Source organism: Pseudomonas putida (assembly GCA_041071465.1).
Classification (GTDB): domain Bacteria; phylum Pseudomonadota; class Gammaproteobacteria; order Pseudomonadales; family Pseudomonadaceae; genus Aquipseudomonas; species Aquipseudomonas putida_P.
This window is the reverse complement of sequence record CP163498.1, coordinates 5,098,709-5,118,982: the sequence shown is the minus strand read 5'-3', so window position 1 is coordinate 5,118,982 and position 20,274 is coordinate 5,098,709. Positions and strand designations below refer to the sequence as shown.

Here is a 20,274-nt window from a genome sequence, read left to right as displayed (position 1 = left end):
GATGAATTGGGTCAAATTAAGCACCCGAAATAGCAGGTCATGAATCAGAGCCACCGCTGCGAAAATGCTTACCGCTTTGCTCGAGTAGCGTTGACTGGCTGAGAGAACGCCAAGGACTGCTCGTCTGGTCGCCGTGTACAGGGCCTCGAAAATAGGTAGACTGGTCTACCTAATTTGGAGTCCATGATTTGCCACCCCTCAAGCAAAAAGCTGCGAGAGACCGCCTTCTCGAAGCTGCAGCAACGCTGTTCTACAACGACGGAATCACTGCTACTGGTATCGACACAATTACGGCCAAGGCCGGTGTCGCCAAGATGAGCCTGTACAACAACTTCTCCTCCAAAGCCGACCTGGTCGCAGCCTTCATCGAAGCCAGGCACGCCGAATGGTTAGCGCTTTATGACGCCCGGATCCAGAACGCGCAAACCCCTCGCGACAGAATTCTCGCGGTATTCGACGCATACGCCGACCACGCAAACTGCGCCTACGAGCGCGGCTTCCGCGGATGCGGCCTGCTCAATGCAGCGGCAGAACTCCCTGTCGGCGATGTTGGTCGCACCGCAGTAAAGCGCCACAAAGAGCATGTCGAGCAGTTGATGCAGCTGCACTTGGCCGAGATGGGGATTACCGACACACAGGCGATCGATGACATCGCGTCTCACCTGTCGTTTCTTCTCGAGGGCTCGATGTCCCGTGCAGGCCTTGAAGGAAACGATGCACGAGTACAACAAGCGCGGCGAATAGCTGCCTCGATTCTGGAGGCGGTATGACCGGGCACGCATTATCAGCCGCCAAGAATAGGACTGTTGGTGTCATTTTTGTCCTGGTGGCATCTGTGCTCTGGGGAACAACCGGTACCGCTGCGACCTTTGCCCCCAGTGTCAGCCCTCTGGCGATTGGTGCTGCGGCGATGGGACTGGGCGGCCTGCTGCAGATGGTAATTGCCCTGCGGCCCATTGCTGCTGATTGGGCCAAACTCAGCGCCCAGTGCGCTTACGTCTTCATTGGCGCGGCGGCGGTAGCTATTTACCCCCTCGCCTTCTACACCTCGATGCACCTCGCAGGCGTAACCATTGGCACTGTGGTCACCATTGGTTCCGCACCGCTGCTGAGCGCGGTGATCGAACGAATGTTTGACTGCAAACCCCTCTCCAGGCGCTGGGCTCTCGGCGCAACACTCGGCCTTCTGGGCACTATTTTGCTGTGCATGGCCAAGGCACACGGCCACTCCGACGATGCCATTGGCGAGTCGGGAGTTCGCAGTCTGTTTGGAATTCTATTGGGGCTCGTCGCCGGCACGACCTATGCGCTCTATTCCTGGACAGCTCACCGGCTTATCCAGCACGGCATCTCATCAGACGCGGCCATGGGCACCACCTTTGGCTTAGGAGGACTTGTCTTGCTGCCGGTGCTGCTAGTGACGGGGGCTCCCTTGGTAGAAAGCTGGACGAACGCGGCTGTGGGCTTATACATGATCCTCATCCCGATGGGGCTCGGATACGTCCTATTTGGCAAAGGCCTCGCCAGAATCGCAGCAAGCACTGCTACAACGCTATCGCTGATTGAACCTGTGGTGGCGGCAGTCTTAGCCGCGATGATCGTGCGCGAACAGCTTCCACTAATGGGCTGGGTTGGCGCAGCCCTGATTGTAAGTTATCTATACATCTTAGTGCAGCCCGAAAAGCAAGCCGATACAGCGATTCGGCCTGCAAGTGCAGCCTGAATAAGATCACTCCGAAAATCGTGTTTCCTCTTGCCCTTTTCGACTGATACTCACGCCCTAACATTGAGAAACCGACATCTGACATCACCGTTTCGGCGATGGTTTGTACTTGCTGAGTAGACAGGAAAATGCCCCCTCTCACTTCCATGATAGAGAGGGGGCAAGTCTGGTTACGCAATCTGTCACAGCAGTGTAGTGCTGGTCGATGGGAGCAACCCTGCTGACCAAAGAAACCTTCAGCTACGCCGGGCACGTCGCGCCTGATGAAGCATACCGATCAGGGCCAACGCCACCCCTGCCCCACCTGTCGATACAACCAACACCTGATACTCAGGCATGAATGACATAGCCGCAAGACATACGACAATAAAGACGATCACCCCCCACGTCAGCCAAGGATAGAGCCACATCCTGAGGGGGATGTCCCGACCAACTTGATCGAGCTTGCGGCGCATCTTGAGTTGGGAGCATGCGATTACCAAATACACCAACAGTGCGATGGTTCCTGTCATATTCATGAGGGTGTCCAGTACGTCTTTAGGACGCAGGGTCTCACTGAAATTGATCAGTGCCAGCACCACCGCAACGGCACATGAACCAATGATGGCGTACACAGGTATGCCGGTCTCCGGCTTGATGACCTTGAAGATCGACGGAGCGTCACCACGGGTTGCCAAGGAGAAGAGCATCCGCGACGCGGTGTAGTGGGCAGAAATCAGGCAGCTACTGACAGAGGTCAGTACAACGAAATTCATCAACAGCTCGGCGCCAGGAACGCCCAGCAGCTCGAGGGTACGACGGTAAGAGCCATAACCGGATTCGCCGAGCATTGGGTCATTCCATGGCACCAAGCACACGATTAGGAAAATCGATCCCACATAAAACAGACCAACCCGCCACACCACCGATTTAGTGGTTTTGATGATTTGCTGAGAAGGATTCTGCGATTCCGATGCCGCGATCGTCGCGATTTCCGCTCCGAGGAAAGCGAACATAACGCCCAGCATGGCACCCACGACCGGCTCTATTCCGTTGGGTACAAAGCCGTGTGCGGTCAAGTTTGTGATGCCCTTCACCTCTCCCGCAGTCCAGATATTCATGACAGCCAGACAGCAGACCACCAGGAAGCATACGATCGCCACAACCTTGATCAGAGCGAACCAGAACTCGAATTCGCCGTAGTTCTTCACGTTGAAGAAATTGATGCTGATCAGCCCAAGGGTCACCGCCAGGACAAACACGTTGACACTCACACCAGGGAACCATCCGTGCAGGATCTTACCGGCTACATAGGCCTCCCAAGCCATCAGGCTTACCCAGTAACCCCAGTAAAGCCAACCGATTGTAAAACCGGCCCAGCGCCCAATTGCTCGATCAGCGTAGGTGGAAAATGATCCAGAGTCAGGAGATGAAGTGGCCATTTCCCCAAGCATCCGCATGATCAGCATCATGAGGATACCGCCTACCAGAAAAGCCAGCACCGCCGCCGGGCCTGCGCTGTGAATCACGCTTCCCGATCCAACAAACAAGGATCCACCGATAACTCCAGCGATGGACATCATTGTCAGATGGCGTGATTTCAGCCCAGCCTTCAGACTACCCCTCGCCTTACTGTCTTCATCTAAATTAGTACTTGTAACATCCATCTTAAAAACCTCTGTTTATTTTAATTTCGCAGAGTTACTCACAGGCCTAATCAATGCTTTTCCGATTTTTTCGAGCCGCTCATCTCCCTCCCCTGTATGAATACGATCCCCATAAAAAAGCCCCCAGTGTGAGGGGGCAACGTACAACGACGGTAGAGACCAGAATCGAGTGACCATTTCAATTCATCTACCGGCTGAGCGAAACTTAAATCGTGAACGCTGATTATGCCTTTTTAGACATGATCATTGAGCAAACTACCAGAGCTGCTCCGACCCAGATATACCATTGCATGCCAACCTGGAGGTAAAGCGCCAGGAAGGCAGTAGAAAGAACAGGCGTAGCGTAACTGAGAACAGCAACTTGCTCATGGCAAGCTTTCTTCATCGCATGATCCCAGACATAAAACGCTCCTCCCATCGGCCCAATGCCCATGTACAGAATCGCCCAAAACTCGCTCGTGGTGAGCGAGGGCCAGTCAGCACCCGCTCGATACAATGCCAAGCAAACTGCGCCAGAAACAATGCAGAAAAGACCGACAGACACGCTTTTTACATTCGGATATTGCTTTGCCAGCAAAGAGTACACAGCCCAGAGAATTGCTGACACGAACGCGAGGAGGTACCCCAGCCAACTGCCTGCACCTACGGCATGATCTGGGTTGCAGCTGATGATGGCACCCGCGAAGCCAATAGCACCAGCCAGTATTGACTTGGCCGTCAGCTTCCCAGTGGAAACAAACAACGGTGCCAATACAACTATCAGCACAGGCCACAGATAGTGCAGCAGGCTCACGCCGATAGGATCAGCCAGCTGGAGCGCATAAAAATAAATAAGGTGATAGGCAAGCATGCAAAGCGTGCCCCACACAAAAAGCCGCCGCGGCATGCGCCAGAGCTTGATCCACGGCAAGCCAATTACTCCGCCAATGAATAGCGCGGCACCCGTAATAAACATAGGAGAGACGTCGCTGCAAAATGTGACGCTGACAGCAAGCGTGCTCCATATGATCACCGCCAGAACAGCAGGGATCATCGCGGAATTTGATTTAACGGTTGAAGTCTCTAGAGCGCTCATAACAGCCAGATTCCGCACGACGGATAAAAAAACCGGCAGCCCTGAGGCTGCCGGCAATGGACTTAGCCCTTCAGCGCTTGCTTATGCGCTTCGGCCATTTCGCCCATGCTGTTGAAGCGGAAGTCCACATTCGGCATGCGCGACGGTACGTGGGTAGCGCCATAACCTTCTTTACCGTGGCGACGGTAAATCCAGGCCGAAACCAGGCCAGCGTCGTTGGCAGGGATGTGGTCGTGGTACAGGCTTTCTGCGGTGTGCAGAATGTCTTTCTTCTCGATGCCGGCCTTAGCGAGAGCGTCGATCATGTAGGTGAAGTTGTTCGGGTTCGGCTTGTACGAACCAACGTCCTGCGCGGTGATGATGTGGTCGAACTCAACGCCCAGTTTAGCGTTGCTCAGCTTGAACTCGTTGCGGTCGATGTTCGACAGAATGACCAGCTTGTAGTGCTTTTTCAGGTACTGCAGCGCTTCAACGGTATCTGGGAAGGCAGGCCAGTTCTTGACCGAAGTACCGAATTCTTCACGTTCGGCAGCGTCAGGTTCCAGGCCCCACTCTTTGGCGATACGGTCATAAACGGCACGCAGGATGTCCTGGTACAGAGCACCCGGGGTTTCAGTTTGCTGAGGCGACTCGTTGCGGCCAAACACTTCCAGCAGTTCGTCGGAAGTGAAGGTCTTGCCAGTGCGCTTGGCCAGAGGTTGCAGTGCGTTGACGATGCCGGTTTCCCAGTCGATCAGGGTGCCGTAGCAGTCGAAGGTCAGCGCTTTGAAGTCGGTCAGTTGCATCTTGGTATCCTACTTTTAGGTTTACTTGTTTTGGGTCAGTCGCCACACGCAAGCGCGGCGACCAGGGGTTAGAAAATTTTGCTTCCGAGGGTTACCGCGCGCTCGGTGGTCAGGTAAACGACTTCACCTGGCTCACGGTCTACGCCCAGCATCAACACCTCGGAGGTGAAGCCTGCAATCTTCCTTGAGCCCAGATTGACGGCGCAAACGACCTGCTTACCGACAAGTTCTTCGGGGCTGTAGAGCTTGGTGTACTGAGCGCTGGTGGTCTTCTCACCCAGCTCACCAAAATTGATCCAGAACTTATAAGCTGGCTTGTTTGCTTTTTCATTGAGCTCTACTCGCACGACTTCGCCGACACGAATATCAACCTCATTGAACGCTTCAAACGGGGTCATAACCACTCCAGAATAATTGCGGTGCTAAAACGATAGACCGTCAGGCTCAGGCCTTGGCGGCAACCAGCGCACGCTCAAACATACCCAGCGCCTCAGCAACATCCTGCTCGGAAATCACCAGAGGGCAGATGAAGCGAACGACGTTACGGTAGACGCCACACTTGATGACCAGCAGACCTTCTTCACGGGCAGCATCAATCACGCGCTGGGCAGTGGCGGCATCGGGCTCTTTGGTATCGCGATCGGTAACGAACTCTACGGCGGCCATGGCGCCGGTGGCACGTACGTGACCAATGCCCTTGAAACGACCTTCCAGAGGCTTGAAGCCCTCCAGGAGCTGCGCACCAATGGCGCGGCTGCGCTCGGTCAGGTTCTCGGACTCGAAAATCTTGATGACTTCCAGTGCTGCTGCGCAGCCCAGTGGGTTACCGCCGTAGGTACCACCCAGACCACCAGGCAGAGGTGCATCCATAATTGCGGCACGACCTACAACACCCGAGATGGGCAGACCACCGGCCAGGCTCTTGGCGACAGTTACCAGGTCAGGCTGGATGCCCGAGTGCTCGAAGCCAAACATTTTGCCAGTACGACCGAAGCCAGTCTGGATCTCGTCGCAAATCAGAACGATGCCCAGTTCTTCGGTTTTCTTGCGCAGAGCACGCATGAATTCAACCGGCGCTTGAATGAAACCACCGTCACCTTGAACAGGCTCGATGATGATCGCCGCAACACGGTCAGCAGCACACTGAGTGTCGAAGACTTCTTGCAGAGCAGCGAGTGCCTTCTCGGTGGTAACACCGCGGTACTCGTTCGGGTACGGAGCATGGTAGATGTCCGGCGCGTAAGGGCCGAAGTTCTGGCGATATGGCTGGCTCATGCCAGTCAGGGTCATCCCCATCAGGGTGCGACCATGGAAACCACCGCGGAAGGCAATCACGCCAGGGCGGTTGGTATGGGCGCGAGCGATCTTGATCGCGTTCTCAACAGCTTCAGCACCAGTGGTCAGGAACACTGACTTATAGTGCTCCGGGCCGCCCACCAGATTATTCAGCTTGGCAGCCAGATCGGTGTACTGATCGTAGGCGGCAACCTGGAAGCAGATGTGCGAGAAGGTGTCTAACTGCTTGCGTACCGCTTCGACGACACGTGGGTGATTGTGACCGACGTTCAGTACGCCGATACCACCTACGAAGTCCAGGTACTTCTTACCCTGGTCATCCCACAGGTAAGCACCTGCCGCACGGCTCACGGTGATGGGGTGAGCGACTGCAACGCCATTGGAAACGTGCTGGGTGCGGGGCGATACAGACAGTTTTTGTTGAGAAGACATGGCATTCACCTTTGTGTGTCAGTGTGGCAATGCTATCCAGCTCATAGCGCTCTAACTACGCAGATGAAATAGGACTACCGCACTGATTGATCCTACTTAATATAGGATTTTTGAGAGAAGGGATTTGAGTCAGACGGAGGACTGCAAGAGATCAGTGGCCAAGCGCTCCGCGAACGCCTGACCACTTGGAAAAAAGGCGGCACCACAAGGTAGCCACCTTTATCTCAAGTCAGAGTCGACGAGGCATCACCGCTCGGTTGCAACGGCGTCCCGCGACCAGCTGACAGGCTTGGAGCGGCGCTTGGTGTAAATACCCGTTGCGACGATCACTAGAGCGAGCACAGCGGTAGAAGCCACCTCACCCGTGTGCTTTGGAAGTGTCAGCATCAATGCCAGGGCACCGGTGATGAAGATGATCACCAACCAGGTCAGCCACGGATAAAGCCACATTTTGAAGCCGAGCTCGTGGCCGCTTGCGATCAATTGCTTGCGCATGCGCAGCTGCGACACCGCAATAACCAGATACACCAGCAACGCAACGGCGCCCGAGGTCGCCAGCAGGAATGCAAAGACACTCTCTGGTGCGAAGTAGTTGATCGCAGTGGTGAGGAAGCCAATAGCCGTACTGGCCAGAACGGCTTTACGCGGGACGTTTGAAACGGTCGTAATCTTTAAGCCCTGAGGTGCATCACCACGCTTGGCCAAGGAGAAGAGCATCCGGGAAGCGGTATAGATAGCCGAGTTCAGGCAGCTTGCTACTGCGACTAATACCACGATGTCGACGATCAGTTTTGCGTACGGAATCTGCAGAAGTTCGAGGGCACGCTGGTAGGAGCCTACTACTGACAACTGTGCATCGTTCCAAGGCACGATAGACACCACCATGAAGATGGAGACGATGTAGAAGATACCGATCCGCCAGATCACCGAGTTGGTCGCCCGCGCGATCTGCTGAGCAGGATTTTTGGACTCTGCTGCGGCAATGGTGACAATCTCAGTACCCATGAAGCTGAACATCGTAGTAAGCAGTGCGCCCAGAACCGGGCCGTATCCATTGGGTGCGAAACCACCGTTGGCATTCATCGTAGCGATGAATCCTTCCACTTCGCGACCTGGGAGACCTCCAACCAGAGCGACGGCAGCCAACACGATGAAGGCCATGATCGCGACCACCTTCGATAGCGCGAACCAGAACTCAAACTCACCGTACTTGGCGACACTGAACAGGTTGGACAAGGTCAGCAAGGCCGTGATGGCTAAAGCGAACGCCCACGTTTCAATGCCTGGGAACCAGGTATTTAGGATTGCCGCAGCCGCAATAGCCTCAAGCGGAATCACAAGCACCCAGAACCACCAGTAAAGCCAACCAATGGAAAAGCCAGCCCACTGACCAATAGCCCTGTTGGCATAGGTCGAGAATGAGCCGGTATCGGGTGATGCGACGGCCATTTCACCAAGCATGCGCATGACCAGCACCACGAGTGTGCCAGCAGCGAGGTAGGAAAGAAGCACTGCTGGGCCGGCTGCAGCGATCGCGTGACCGGAGCCAACAAACAAGCCTGCACCGATTACACCCGCAATCGAGAGCATGGTGACATGGCGCTGCTTTAACCCAGGGGCAAGGTTTGAGCCTTCAGCATTGGCTGAGCGGGCTGGAGGGGGTGTATGGGACATCTAGACAAGCCTCGAGTTATTATTAGGCAGGCAAACAATTTCTGTAACTGACTAATCGGCTGTTGCACGACCGGCAGGCCCAATCCGTGGGACTTATGGTCGGGCATTGAACCGGATCAGCAGCTGCAGGAACTACCTACTCGAGGAACGAATTCAAGACGCTTTTTTTCTCCCACCCCTATCAGATGGCCATACCTACCCAGGCCTACTCGACTGCTTTAGACTGCCGCCTTGGCACGTACTGCACTGGTTTGTTTATCCAGCAAAGTAATCAGGAAGGTGTCCAAAAGCGAACTCCCAACACCCCGCCCCGCCGCACTCAGGCCCACCATGGGAATTACGCCCATGTCAGTGAGCTCGGTCAGGACGCCCGCCAATTGCTGGGCCCGGTGCTTGTTATGGAACACCACGGCATCCACTAGCACTTGAGCAGCTAGCTCACTGCAACTGTCGAAGCACTTCTTCCACTCCGACATCAGTTTCGTCTGAGAAACCACCATGGAGGCGTAGCCTGTTCGGTAGACCTGGTCGCCGGGATAATCTCCTTTAGCGTTCGGAGGCTCCCCCACTGCTACCACTACCCGATTACCTGCAAGCTTCAAACTGACTGCTGCCCGAGCCAGATCCACCAACTCCTGTTGGATCACCTTCCCTTTCGGATCTATCAAGGTGCCTTCCGACTGTGACACCAGATGTAACCCACACGAGGTTTTCAAAACTCGCCTACTCACACTACCTCCCTCATTGTCGAATGAAGCGCAGCCCCTTTTCGAAGGCGAGTCTCAACTGACAAGCAAACGCTTATTTATCGTCGGCGGCCAACACATACATCTGTGCAGCCACCTGCAACTTGAACTTATCGTCCGGATTGTCCAACGAGATGCCCAGCATCGACTCAATGCGCTCAACCCGATACCGCAGCGTACTGATGTGGATATCAAGCGCCTTGGCAGTGTTGAGGAGTTGGAAGCCCTCCCGGGCCAGCGTCAGCACAGTGTCAATCAAGGCATTGCCACGCTTGGGGTTACCCAGCGGCTCAATGAGCTTCTCTATCAACAAGCGCCTGGCATCGGAATCCCCCATGAGCGCTCTTGGGAACAGCACCTCGTCAAAATCATGCAGCTTGCCGGGCTTGAGCAGTGGCAGGAGTGCCAATACGTCCTCCGCCCCTTGAGCCATTCCAGTGACACCCTGATGCACGCGACTGACCGCCATGGCACTGCCTTCGGTTCGTACCGACCTCCAAATAGCGTCAGGTGAGTTTTCTGATGGAAGCAGGAAACTCACCTGATTGAGCGAGACAGACATGAGTGGAGCAATACCCATGCCCTGCATCGTCTGAGCGATCCGGTCAGCAATCTTGGTACGCCGATTAAATCCCTCCACCGACAGGGGGATAGGTTCATTCAACAGCACCAGGCAAACGCGGTAGTTTCGGTTCTCCCCCACCCGGACGCTTGCGCGCGCTCAATCGCGCTCGGTGTGGCCGAAAACTTCCCCTCCAGCAGGCCTGCCACGAAGGCATAACCCAGTCGAGTCTCCTGATCAGACAACTGTCGTTGGTACGTGAGGTGCAAAGCCGCGATGACTGCTGCATGCTCGAGCGCACGCGAATCCAACTCCTCAAAGTCAGCCTGCTCACTGTGCAACCAGACGACACCCATCACCTCGCCGCGAAGCCTGATGGCGCCCCCCAACCTCGGACGCTCCACCCCTTCAGTCACAACTTTTGGCGCGTTGGAGTCAAAGAAATCCGAAAGCGACTCAAGCTCTGTGATCTTTTTGACAAGCGCCCGCTCGACTGCCTCATCAATTCCAGAATCTGAGGCCCCTAAAACGGTGCCATCTACCGATACCACTGTTGCATTCTTGTCGAGAGCCGAATACAAGGCCTTCGCCAGCCCCTCAAGGTTGTTTCCCTCCAGAGCAGCCTCAGTCAAGGTACGATGAATGTGATCTGAACGACGGATCGTCTCGGCCTGAATGTTGATAATCCGAGCCAACACGTCATGCATGATTTCGCTGAACTGAATCTCCCACGGCAACTCGAGCAATGGCAGGTGACACCGGTTCGCTTCATCGATAGCAGCCTGAGTGAAGTGCTCTCGAAAATGCGGCACGGCAAGCACTACACCAGCCAAACCGATTTCGCTCAGCCGGCGCACCATAACCCGGCATTCCTCGTCATCAACCGGCCAGTTGTAGCCCGTAGTCAACAGAAGCTCGCCGGGCTTCAACCAATTGGTGATCTCAGGGTGATCGACGATGTGAACCCATGTGATTTCGCGATCCATGGCGGCTTCACCTGCCACCACCGTAGCCTCGCGTAACACTGTGTTTTCTATCGCTGCATCGAGCTTCATGACCTACCTATCCCACTCAAAAATAACAACACGACGGCATTCAATGGCTGCCAGGGCCGATCGACCATAGCAGCCAAACGGCTGAGAATGCCGCGTCTGGCACTACTAGCCCAGAATTTTGGCGAGATACTCAGCCAAGTGCATCGGTTCCCTGCCACTCACGTTCCGGATTTGTCCGCGGCAACTGAACCCATCAGCCACGACAGCCGCTTCCTGAGGGATCTTGTCGAGATGAGGCTTAAACTCTTTCTCACCGATGATTTTCGCAATCGGCGCGGTCTTGCTGTGGTAAGCGTAAGCGCCCGCCACGCCACAGCAACCTGCGGCAATCACCTGCCCTTTACCGCCCAGTTTCTCGAGGACGCCCTGCTCTCCCCCATGCCGCCACACGATTTCTGGTGGCAGTGGCCATGAATGCGAACGTCCTCATCAATCGAAGGCAACTCAAGCCCACGCCCCTTGATGAACTCACTCAAGGTCATGATCGATTTCTCAAGCTTCTTGGCGCGCTGATCCGTTGGGAACAGGCCCGGCATCTCATCTCGGAACACCGACAAACAACTCGGCTCAAGCACGATGACCGGAAGGCCCTCGTCAAGTACCGGTTCCAGCTGATCAAGAATCTGCTCGAGGTTGGACTTGGCCTGATCAATCATCCCGACGTCGTAGTAAGGCCGACCGCAGCACACGTGGCGCTTCATCAATTTCACGGTAAAGCCCAGCGCTTCGAGAACCGTTACGCCGGCCTCAAGCACCTTGGGTGTGAATCCATTGTTGAAGCTGTCGACCCACAACAGCACCTCGGTGCCAGCGCTTGCCCTTTCATTCTTCAGGATGCGCTTGGCCGTGGCGCTGCTGCGGAAGCTCTTGGAGGCAATCTTCGGGAACTTGGCTTCACGCGCCAGACCGAAGTAAGTGCCAGCCGTACGCACCAGGGGATTACCCATGGCGTAATTGAGCACGGGCGAAAGCTTGGTTGCATGAGGCAACCATTCGCCGATACGCCCAATCATGGCGTCCATCACCGGACGACGCTTCTCGCTGTAGTAGCGATTGAGGAACTCCGTTTTGTACCTGGCAATGTTCACGTTGGTTGGGCAATCGGTCTTGCAGCCTTTGCAGCTCAAACACAGATCAAGGGAGTCTTTGACCTCCTCGTTCTGCCACGCATCCTCGATGACATCACCCTTCAGCAGCTCGAAGAACAACCGGGCACGACCGCGGGTGGAGTACTTCTCTTCTCGCGTAGCCCTGAAGCTTGGGCACATCGTGCCACCATCCAGCGAACGGCACTTGCCCATCCCGATGCAGCGCTCGGTCTCACGGGCGAGACCCTTGTCACCTAAACGGGCGTCGTAGGTGAATTGGCTCGGGATATCACGGCGCTCATAGTCCGGGCCCAATCGCAGGTTGGCATCCACAGGCATAGCGTGGATGAGCTTACCTGGGTTCATCTTGTTCAGCGGATCCCAGATAGCCTTGAATTCGGCAAAGGCATTCATGATCTCGTCGGAGTACATGATGCGCAGGTATTCGCCCTTCGCCTGGCCATCACCATGCTCACCGGAAAGCGAACCGCCGTAGCGCACAACCAGGTGAGCAGCCTCATCCAGGAAGGCGCGCCAGTTATCCAGGCCATCCTGCGACTTGAGGTCAAAGGTGATGCGCGAGTGGATGCAGCCGTCACCGAAGTGGCCATAAAGGTTCGTCTTGTAGCCATAGCTACTGACGATGGACTTGAATTCGCGAAGGTATTTGCCGAGGTGCTCGGGCTCCACCGCGGCGTCTTCCCAACCTACAACAGGATCAGGCTCATTCGGATCCAGGCCGAGAGATGTCGCCGACGCGCCCGTCTCACGAATAGTCCAGATTCGATTCATCAACCCCGCATCACTGACCAGCCGCACACTTGGGCGCCCCGGCAACTCCGGCGCAATGTCGACAGCCTTCTGCGCGAATGCAATCGCCTCCTCAGTCGACAGGGCACCAAACTCGATCATCAACCATGCGTTGCCAGCTGGCAGCTCTGCAATATCAGCGAGCTTCATTCCGCGGACTTTGAGGCCATCAATGATGCCGTCATCCAATCCTTCCATCGCGATAGGATTGAGGGGCAGCAGCTGAGGTACCGAGTCCGCGGCGTAGTAGATTTCTTCGTAACCCAGCACTACCAACACGCGATGCGTTGGGTTTTTCACCAGGATCGTTTCGGCCTGCAGGACGGTGACACAGGTGCCTTCTACACCCACCAGCGCACGAGCAATGTTGAAACCGTTTTCAGGCAGTAACTGATCAAGGTTGTAACCGGAGACGCGACGTTTGAGCTTTGGGAAACCTTCACGAATCTGCTCTTCGTTACGATCAACCAGCTCTTTGAGCGCGCGTACGATTTCCGCGCGACGACCACCGGCCTTCATGTGTTCTTGGTAAGCCACCTCATCAGTAGGGCCCACCCAGAACCGCTCGCCGTCATAGGTTAGGATTTCCAGGCGCTCGATGTTCTCGACCGTTTTGCCCGCCATGACCGAGTGTGCACCGCAGGAATTGTTGCCAATCATCCCACCCAACGTGCAACGGCTATGGGTAGCCGGATCAGGGCCAAAAGTCAGCCCTACCTTCGCAGCCTCACCCTTCAACTGGTCGCAAATCACACCTGGCTCAACCCTGGCCAGACGCCTTGCTGGGTCGATTTCATGAATGGCATGCAGGTATTTGGAAGCATCGATCACGACCGCTGCGTTCACAGCCTGGCCGCACATGGAGGTACCAGCGCCTCGCGGCAGGATCGGAATGCCAGCCTCCTTGCAGAGGCGCACCGTGGTCACGATATCGTCGACGCTCCTGGGAATCACGATCCCAATGGGTAATTGACGATAGTTCGAAGCTTCAGAGGCGTAGATTGCGCGAGTGGCGGCATCGAATCGAACCTCCGCCGACGTTTGAGCCTCAAGCTTGGAGCGCAGGTTCAACAAGAGGTTAAGGTCGAACGGGATAGGATTATTTTTTGTCATTTGGAGAAGCCTGGTCTCGATCATCAGCACGGGAACGCAACGGCTCTATTGGAGGCACCCAAGGTAGAGCGACGGACGTTAGATACTGTAAGCCGAGAGCGCATCTGGCTCTACCAACTCAGAATAGGAACAATTTGCCTATTTATCCTTCTTTGAGAAGGAAGAAACCATTCTGAAATTAGCTTCCTATCCGAAAATGCAAAAGCCCCAGATCGCCTGCTAGCGACCCGGGGCCTCCTAACGATCAGCGACGACCTGGCTGCCTGTAGCCAAGCAGGACACCCATCAGACTGAACGCAGCAGCAATCATCACATAGAAGGCCGGCGCAGTAACCGTGCCCGTCGCACTGATCAGCCAAGTCAGAATCAGCGAGGCGAATCCGCCGAAAGTCATTACCGCCAGGTTGTAGGCCAGCGACAGGCCAGTAGAAAGCACCTTGGCCGGGAACGTTTCAGACAGGGCAGCCAAGATCGGGCCGGTATAGACCGCAATCAGCACACCGAATACAGCCTGGAACACGCACAGCGTGTACAGCGATGGAGCGCTAGCGATCATGTTGAACATAGGCCAGGCCAACAGCAGCATCGCCGCGGACGCCCCCACCAACAAGTACTTACGGCCGATCTTGTCCGAGATCCACCCGGTAATTGGCGAGCAGAACGTGATCACCCCACCCCCAACCATTGCCGCAATGAACGATGCCGATTGCGGAAGCTTGAGCACCTTGACCGAATAGGTGGGCATGTAGAACAGAATCACATAGATGCACACCGTCCACAGCACGATCATGGAGAAGCTGGCAATTGCTTGCCAAGGATAATCACAAAGCACATCGCGCAATGGCGTCTCGGTCAGATCCGAGGACTCCTCGAACACAGGCGACTCATGCAGATTGCGACGAATGAAGTAGCCGATCGGGCCGATCAAGATGCCGAACAGGAAAGGAATACGCCACCCCCAGCTCTCGACCTCTTCAGGACTCAGACCCAAGGTGATACCGGTACCGAAGCACGCACCCAGCAGCACAGCGAAGCCGATACTGGTTTGAATCCAGCTGGAGTAGTAAGCCTTCTTGCCCTCTGGCGCCTGCTCGGTGAGGTAGGCGGTAGCAGCCCCCATTTCCCCACCTGCAGAAATGCCTTGTAGCAGACGGGCAAAGACAATCATGCACGGAGCCAGCAGACCCGCCTGCTCGTAGGTTGGCGCCAGGCCAATCATTGCGGTACCCACACCCATCAGAATGATGGTGAGCGACAGCGCACCCTTGCGACCGTAGCGGTCTGAGTAGATACCAATCAGAACACCACCTACGGGACGGACAAGGAAGCCCACACCAAAGGTTGCCGCCGAGAGCATCAATGACGTCAAGTCATCTCCGGTAGGGAAAAACAGTTTGCCGATGATGATGGCAAAAAAACCATACACCATGAAGTCAAACCACTCGAATCCATTCCCTAGAACAGTGGCGATGATGGCCTTGCGCCGCATCGCATTCGCATCCACTGCATGACCAACATCTAAACTTACTGCACTCATTTTCGGATCCCCTGAGCCTTCTATGAAAGCCGCGCTTTTGTCGTTGTAGTAGGGTTCGTTCATTGAGCGCCGCCCGAAGGCACCTTGCTACCGCAACAAAATAGGAATTTTGGCCTCAATTTTCCTATTTTCTCTATTTCTACCTGTCTGAAGACGGAAATAATCAGCCGCCTCTCGCATCTCAGCTACTAAGAAACGACATGCCTTCACGGATAGGATTAAAGCCGAGGGGTAACCCATCCAGCTGAATGATTCCAGCCGCGCTAACAGGCCAGTTGCGATGACCCTCACCGAGCCAGAACCATGGTGACACCCGCTTACCAGATGAGATTCAGGCCACTTTTCTTACTGCCCATCTGCCCAGGGTCGCTAAACACCGTAGCACCCGCCTGAGCGGCTCCGCGCCAGCATCTAGACTGCTGCGTGAGCCGCGATCAGCTCCAACAGCATCGGCGAACCGTCGAGTTGGTAATCATTAAAATAATAGGAGGCAATGTGAAGACGAGCTCTGCGACACCCATCGAGGTCGGCGAGGAGATGGTGGCAGGCTTCGCCAAGAAAGGCCTAGGCCAAGTCAAGCCTGCTACACGCAGCGAGCGCGGATTTGGGCCTTTCAATCGCCTGGTATTGCGCGGCATTACGGTCATCGACGGCACCGGAGCTCCGCCTTGGGGCCCTGCCGACATCGTTGTAGAAAACGGCCTCATTACCGAAATCGCCGCTGTCGGCGTCCCCGGCTTACCCATAAACCCCGAACGCCGCCCTGCCAAAGGCGTGCACGAAATTGACTGCCACGGCAAATTCGCCACGCCCGGCTTCATCGACTGCCACGCCCACATCGGCACACCATTCCACGCCGAGAGCGGAGAGATGCTGCCTGCCGACTACGTCTACAAGCTGTGGCTCGCTCATGGCGTCACCTCGGTCAGGGAAGCAGGCTGCATGAATGGCCTGGCCTGGACATGCGAGCAGCAGAAGTCGGCTGCTGAGTATGCAATCGATGCCCCCAACCTCTACCCATACGTCTACTTCCCGGCGGTCAACGACTACCTGAAGGTGATCTACAACCCGGAACAGGGGCGCGAGTGGCTTCGCCAGGTTCGAGATAAAGGTGCGTGTGGTGTGAAATTCTTTGGCTCTCCTCCCGCGATCATGGAGGCCGCCCTGGATGAATGTAAAAAACTCGGCCTCAAGACGTGCTGCCACCACGCTCAGCTGTCCGTTGGACGAATGAATGCGCTAAAAACCGCCAAGTGGGGCCTGACCAGCACCGAACACTCCTACGGCCTGCCTGAGGCGCTGATGGAAGGCAGCACGTTGCAGTTCATCGATGATGACTACAACTACAACGACGAATACATTCGTTTTGCTACTGCCGGTAGAACCTTCCTTCAGGCAACCAAGCCTGGCAGCCAGAAGTGGAATGAGGTTCTCGAAGCATTCCTGGAGGTGGGTCACACGTTCGTTCCCACCATGAACGTTTATGACAGCAACCGGGATGTGATGAGAGCCCGCCGCGCTGACTGGCATGATGCGTACACCGATAGCACCTCCTGGAACTACTTCCAGCCCCAGCGCGGTGGCCATGGCGCATACTTCTTCCGCTGGTCGACCAAAAACGAACTGGAATGGAAGGAAAGCTTCAGGATCTGGATGCAGTTCCTGAATGAGTACAAAAATCGCGGCGGACGCGTTTGCCCAGGAAGCGACTCCGGCTTCATGTTCCAAGTGTACGGCTTCGGCTACGTGCGAGAGCTTGAGCTTCTGCAAGAGGCAGGCTTCAGCCCACAAGAGATGCTGCGCGCAGCAACGTTGCAGGGCGCCGAATTACTCGGCATCGAGCACAAGACCGGCACACTTGAAGTCGGAAAGGAAGCGGATATCCTCATCCACAATCAAAACCCCATGACTGACTTCAAGCTGCTCTACGGTACCGGTGCTGTTCGACTTAACGATGAGACCAATGTCGCCGAACGTAAGCGCTGCCTTGAATTCACCATCAAAGGGGGTGTGGTATTCGATACGGAGGAGTTGCTCAGCGATGTTCGTCAGATGGTTGGCGAAACCTGGAGCGACGATCAAAGACCTCGCGCGTAGGAGATGACCATGATCCCTCCGTCACGAGGTATCGACTTCTTTATTTTGACCGGCCCATTGGGTAGCGGCAAAACGACCTTGCTAGAGCAGCTCCTCCATCAGGAGGAGTCAGGCAGCGGCACTGCAGTCATCGTCAACGAAGCCGGCGTCGTCAATATTGACGGCGCTGTACTCGTTGAGTCAGCAAATGGCTTGGTCATCGAAACGCTCAGCAATGGGTGCGTATGCTGCAGCCTTGGAAACGATCTGGTTTCGACCGTGCAAGACCTGATCGAAACCAGGGCCAGGATGGATCTCCCGCCGTTTGATCACATCATCCTTGAGTGCAGCGGTCTATCCATGCCTGGCGAGGTGGTGAGATCACTGGCGGGCCTGGCACACCTACAAATGGCCGTCTCAATAATATGCGCATACGACTGCACCCATCCGCCACTCGGAGGGACGCAGCTTTCTGCTGCGGCTGCACAGTTGAGTGCAGCCCAAACCGTAGTGCTCACCAAGATTGATGAGGTCGATCAAAAGATGGTGAGCGATGCCCGGTCGAAGGTGGAGTACATCAATCCCTTCGCAACGATCGTCGAGGAGTTATCGCAGTCGGTGCGGAGCGAGAAAGCATTTGCAGCCGCATCGCATCGCCCCCTGGATGAGCCACTCCCCCAACGCAAGTTGATGCTCGCCACGGCTCATCCGCGAATCCATGTCTACCAGGCACGGCTCAGCGAACCAGATCCGGGTGACGCTATCGATTGGCTGGAGAACATCACAGGCTGCCTGGGCGAAAAACTCCTCAGGTGCAAAGCTTTGATATCAACGCCAGAACGCGATCTGCTGATGCAAACGGTCGGCACCGCGTTCTCTGCACCTCGCTTGCTGCGCCGGCAGCCCGAAGGAAACTCCGTGGCGATCTTCATCACCCTGGATTGCAACCTGGACGACCTTACGCAGATCCCCTGCGCATTCAGCGTCAGCTGGTTAGAAGAAGCGCGATAACCGGACGTGGCTCCTAGCCCTGCGCTTTGGAGCCTCTCCAACCCCCAGCCTCGCAGCTCGTGCTACCTCCAGCACGCCCCACACTACGGCTGTCATTGCCACAACATCACTCGCCCACCACCTCCTATGACAAGGTGGAATTCAGCCGATTGAAAACCTATCCAATGTAGATAGCACGACTCAGTGATCGTCGTTAGCATTCAAAGAAAGTGAGCGATAAATGATCAGACCGGGCGTTAAAAATGCTTTAGACCGCCCAGTGTATTGAGGATAACTGAGCGCTCACAAACACTTATTTAACCAAGTCACAGAACAGGAACGTCAAACAAGGATAAACCAACTTTTTTTCAAAGGATGCCCTTCAAGCAAAGAACAATAAAAATTGATACATCAGATCTAAGACTCACCACTGCCAACGCCATTATCAGGACAGCCAATTCTAGTCGCCATTGAAACTATCAATGCGCCTACCGCTGCCTGAACGAACAACAAAGTCAATAATAACGAGGCAAGAGCATGAAAAAGATCTTCAAGGCATCAACCGCCCTTCCCGCCGCCATTTCCATGGCCCTCTCCATGACCGCCGTGGCCGACATCAAAATTGGTGTCGGCGCGCCATTGACTGGGCCAAACGCGGCCTTCGGTGAACAAATCTGGCGCGGCGCGGAACAAGCTGCCAAGGACATCAACGCTAAAGGCGGAGTCAATGGTCAGCAGATTGTCCTGGTTAAAGGGGATGATGCGTGCGAACCCAAACAAGCTGTCGCCGCAGCCAACCAGATGGTGGACAGCGCCAAAGTCGTCGCGGTAATCGGCCACTACTGCTCCTCCTCCACGATTCCTGCCTCTGAAATCTATGACGAAGCCCAGATCGTCACTATTACTCCCGCCTCCTCGGCACCTAGCATCACTGAACGCGGATTGGTTGGCGTATTCCGCATGGCCGGTCGCGACGATCAGCAAGGACAGGTAGCAGCTGACTACATCGCCAAGAATCTAAAGGCGAAAACCGTCGCCGTAATTCACGACAAAGACACTTTCGGTCAAGGCGTAGCAGACACCACGAAGGCCTCGCTGAAGGCCGAAGGTGTGGAGACTGTGTTGTATGAAGGCCTGACTCGCGGGGAGAAGGACTTCAACGCCGTAGTCACCAAGATTCGCTCCTCGAAAGCCGACGCGGTGTACTTCGGCGGGTGCCACCCAGAAGCTGGCCCGCTGGTACGCCAGATGCGCGAACAAGGTGTCACCATCCCCTTCGTGACCACCGACTGCACCGTTACCGACCAGCTCGTCACAACTGCTGGGGGCAAGAAATACACTGACGGCGTGCTCATGACCTTCTACCCGGATCCACGCAACCTGGATTCCGGCAAGGCCGTGGTCAAGGAATTCCGGGATGCTGGGTATGAGCCTGAGAGCTACACCCTCTTCTCTTACGCCTCTCTTCAAGCGCTGGCCGCAGCGTTCAGTGCAACTGGCGGCACCGATGGAAACAAGGCGAGTGAATGGCTGAAATCCCACTCGGTCGACACTGTCCTCGGTAACAAAAGCTGGAACGCCAAAGGTGATCTCAAAGAGTCCCCGTACGTGATGTACAAATGGGACGCAGACGGGAAATTCGGTCAGCTCTGACGAAACCTTAGCA

16 protein-coding genes are annotated in these 20,274 nt (G+C 55.5%); 5 read left to right on the top strand and 11 right to left on the bottom strand.

Annotated features, from left to right (window positions below; translation table 11 throughout):
- Nucleotides 1–188 precede the first annotated feature (188 nt).
- Nucleotides 189–770, top strand: a complete 582-nt coding sequence (locus AB5975_23505; GenBank protein XDR19459.1) for a TetR/AcrR family transcriptional regulator — start codon at nucleotides 189–191, stop codon at nucleotides 768–770.
- The gene (locus AB5975_23500) at nucleotides 767–1,723 is read left to right on the top strand and encodes a DMT family transporter (GenBank protein ID XDR19458.1); all 957 of its coding nucleotides are present in this window, start codon (nucleotides 767–769) and stop codon (nucleotides 1,721–1,723) included. Before AB5975_23505 ends, AB5975_23500 begins: the two co-directional genes overlap by 4 nt.
- Nucleotides 1,724–1,959: 236 nt before the next feature.
- Here the strand turns inward: AB5975_23500 and AB5975_23495 are convergent, their stop codons facing one another.
- The 11 genes from AB5975_23495 to AB5975_23445 form a co-directional block, all read right to left on the bottom strand.
- Nucleotides 1,960–3,369, bottom strand: a complete 1,410-nt coding sequence (locus AB5975_23495; protein XDR19457.1) for an amino acid permease — start codon at nucleotides 3,367–3,369, stop codon at nucleotides 1,960–1,962.
- A gap of 223 nt (nucleotides 3,370–3,592) precedes the next feature.
- A complete protein-coding gene (locus tag AB5975_23490; protein ID XDR19456.1) occupies nucleotides 3,593–4,444 on the bottom strand; it encodes a DMT family transporter in 852 nt (283 codons plus the stop codon).
- A gap of 62 nt (nucleotides 4,445–4,506) precedes the next feature.
- On the bottom strand, nucleotides 4,507–5,229 hold the full coding sequence (locus AB5975_23485) for a haloacid dehalogenase type II (protein XDR19455.1): 723 nt from the start codon (nucleotides 5,227–5,229) through the stop codon (nucleotides 4,507–4,509).
- Between the two features lie 68 nt (nucleotides 5,230–5,297).
- A complete protein-coding gene (locus AB5975_23480) occupies nucleotides 5,298–5,627 on the bottom strand; it encodes a tRNA-binding protein (protein XDR19454.1) in 330 nt (109 codons plus the stop codon).
- A gap of 46 nt (nucleotides 5,628–5,673) precedes the next feature.
- Entirely contained in the window at nucleotides 5,674–6,957 is a 1,284-nt protein-coding gene (gabT, locus tag AB5975_23475; protein XDR19453.1) for a 4-aminobutyrate--2-oxoglutarate transaminase, read from the bottom strand.
- Between the two features lie 246 nt (nucleotides 6,958–7,203).
- Entirely contained in the window at nucleotides 7,204–8,631 is a 1,428-nt protein-coding gene (gene gabP / locus AB5975_23470; protein ID XDR19452.1) for a GABA permease, read from the bottom strand.
- A 218-nt stretch (nucleotides 8,632–8,849) separates the two neighbouring features.
- On the bottom strand, nucleotides 8,850–9,299 hold the full coding sequence (locus AB5975_23465) for a hypothetical protein (protein XDR19451.1): 450 nt from the start codon (nucleotides 9,297–9,299) through the stop codon (nucleotides 8,850–8,852).
- 133 nt (nucleotides 9,300–9,432) lie between these two features.
- Nucleotides 9,433–10,041 carry a PucR family transcriptional regulator gene (locus AB5975_23460; GenBank protein XDR19450.1) on the bottom strand — a complete coding sequence of 203 codons (609 nt, stop codon included), beginning with the start codon at nucleotides 10,039–10,041 and terminating at the stop codon, nucleotides 9,433–9,435.
- Nucleotides 10,038–10,994, bottom strand: a complete 957-nt coding sequence (locus tag AB5975_23455) for a PucR family transcriptional regulator ligand-binding domain-containing protein (GenBank protein XDR19449.1) — start codon at nucleotides 10,992–10,994, stop codon at nucleotides 10,038–10,040. Before AB5975_23455 ends, AB5975_23460 begins: the two co-directional genes overlap by 4 nt.
- Before the next feature lie 329 nt (nucleotides 10,995–11,323).
- Nucleotides 11,324–14,029, bottom strand: coding sequence for an FAD-binding and (Fe-S)-binding domain-containing protein (locus AB5975_23450; protein ID XDR23020.1), 2,706 nt, complete (start codon nucleotides 14,027–14,029; stop codon nucleotides 11,324–11,326).
- Nucleotides 14,030–14,249: 220 nt separating this feature from the next.
- On the bottom strand, nucleotides 14,250–15,494 hold the full coding sequence (locus AB5975_23445) for an MFS transporter (GenBank protein XDR23019.1): 1,245 nt from the start codon (nucleotides 15,492–15,494) through the stop codon (nucleotides 14,250–14,252).
- Between the two features lie 471 nt (nucleotides 15,495–15,965).
- Between AB5975_23445 and AB5975_23440 the strand changes: the two genes are divergently transcribed.
- From AB5975_23440 to AB5975_23430, 3 genes are all read left to right on the top strand, one after another.
- Entirely contained in the window at nucleotides 15,966–17,639 is a 1,674-nt protein-coding gene (locus AB5975_23440) for an amidohydrolase family protein (GenBank protein ID XDR19448.1), read from the top strand.
- Nucleotides 17,640–17,648: 9 nt separating this feature from the next.
- Complete coding sequence (locus tag AB5975_23435) at nucleotides 17,649–18,629, top strand: GTP-binding protein (protein XDR19447.1); 981 nt, start codon at nucleotides 17,649–17,651, stop codon at nucleotides 18,627–18,629.
- 516 nt (nucleotides 18,630–19,145) lie between these two features.
- Nucleotides 19,146–20,261, top strand: coding sequence for a branched-chain amino acid ABC transporter substrate-binding protein (locus tag AB5975_23430; protein XDR19446.1), 1,116 nt, complete (start codon nucleotides 19,146–19,148; stop codon nucleotides 20,259–20,261).
- The last annotated feature ends 13 nt before the right edge of the window (nucleotides 20,262–20,274 follow it).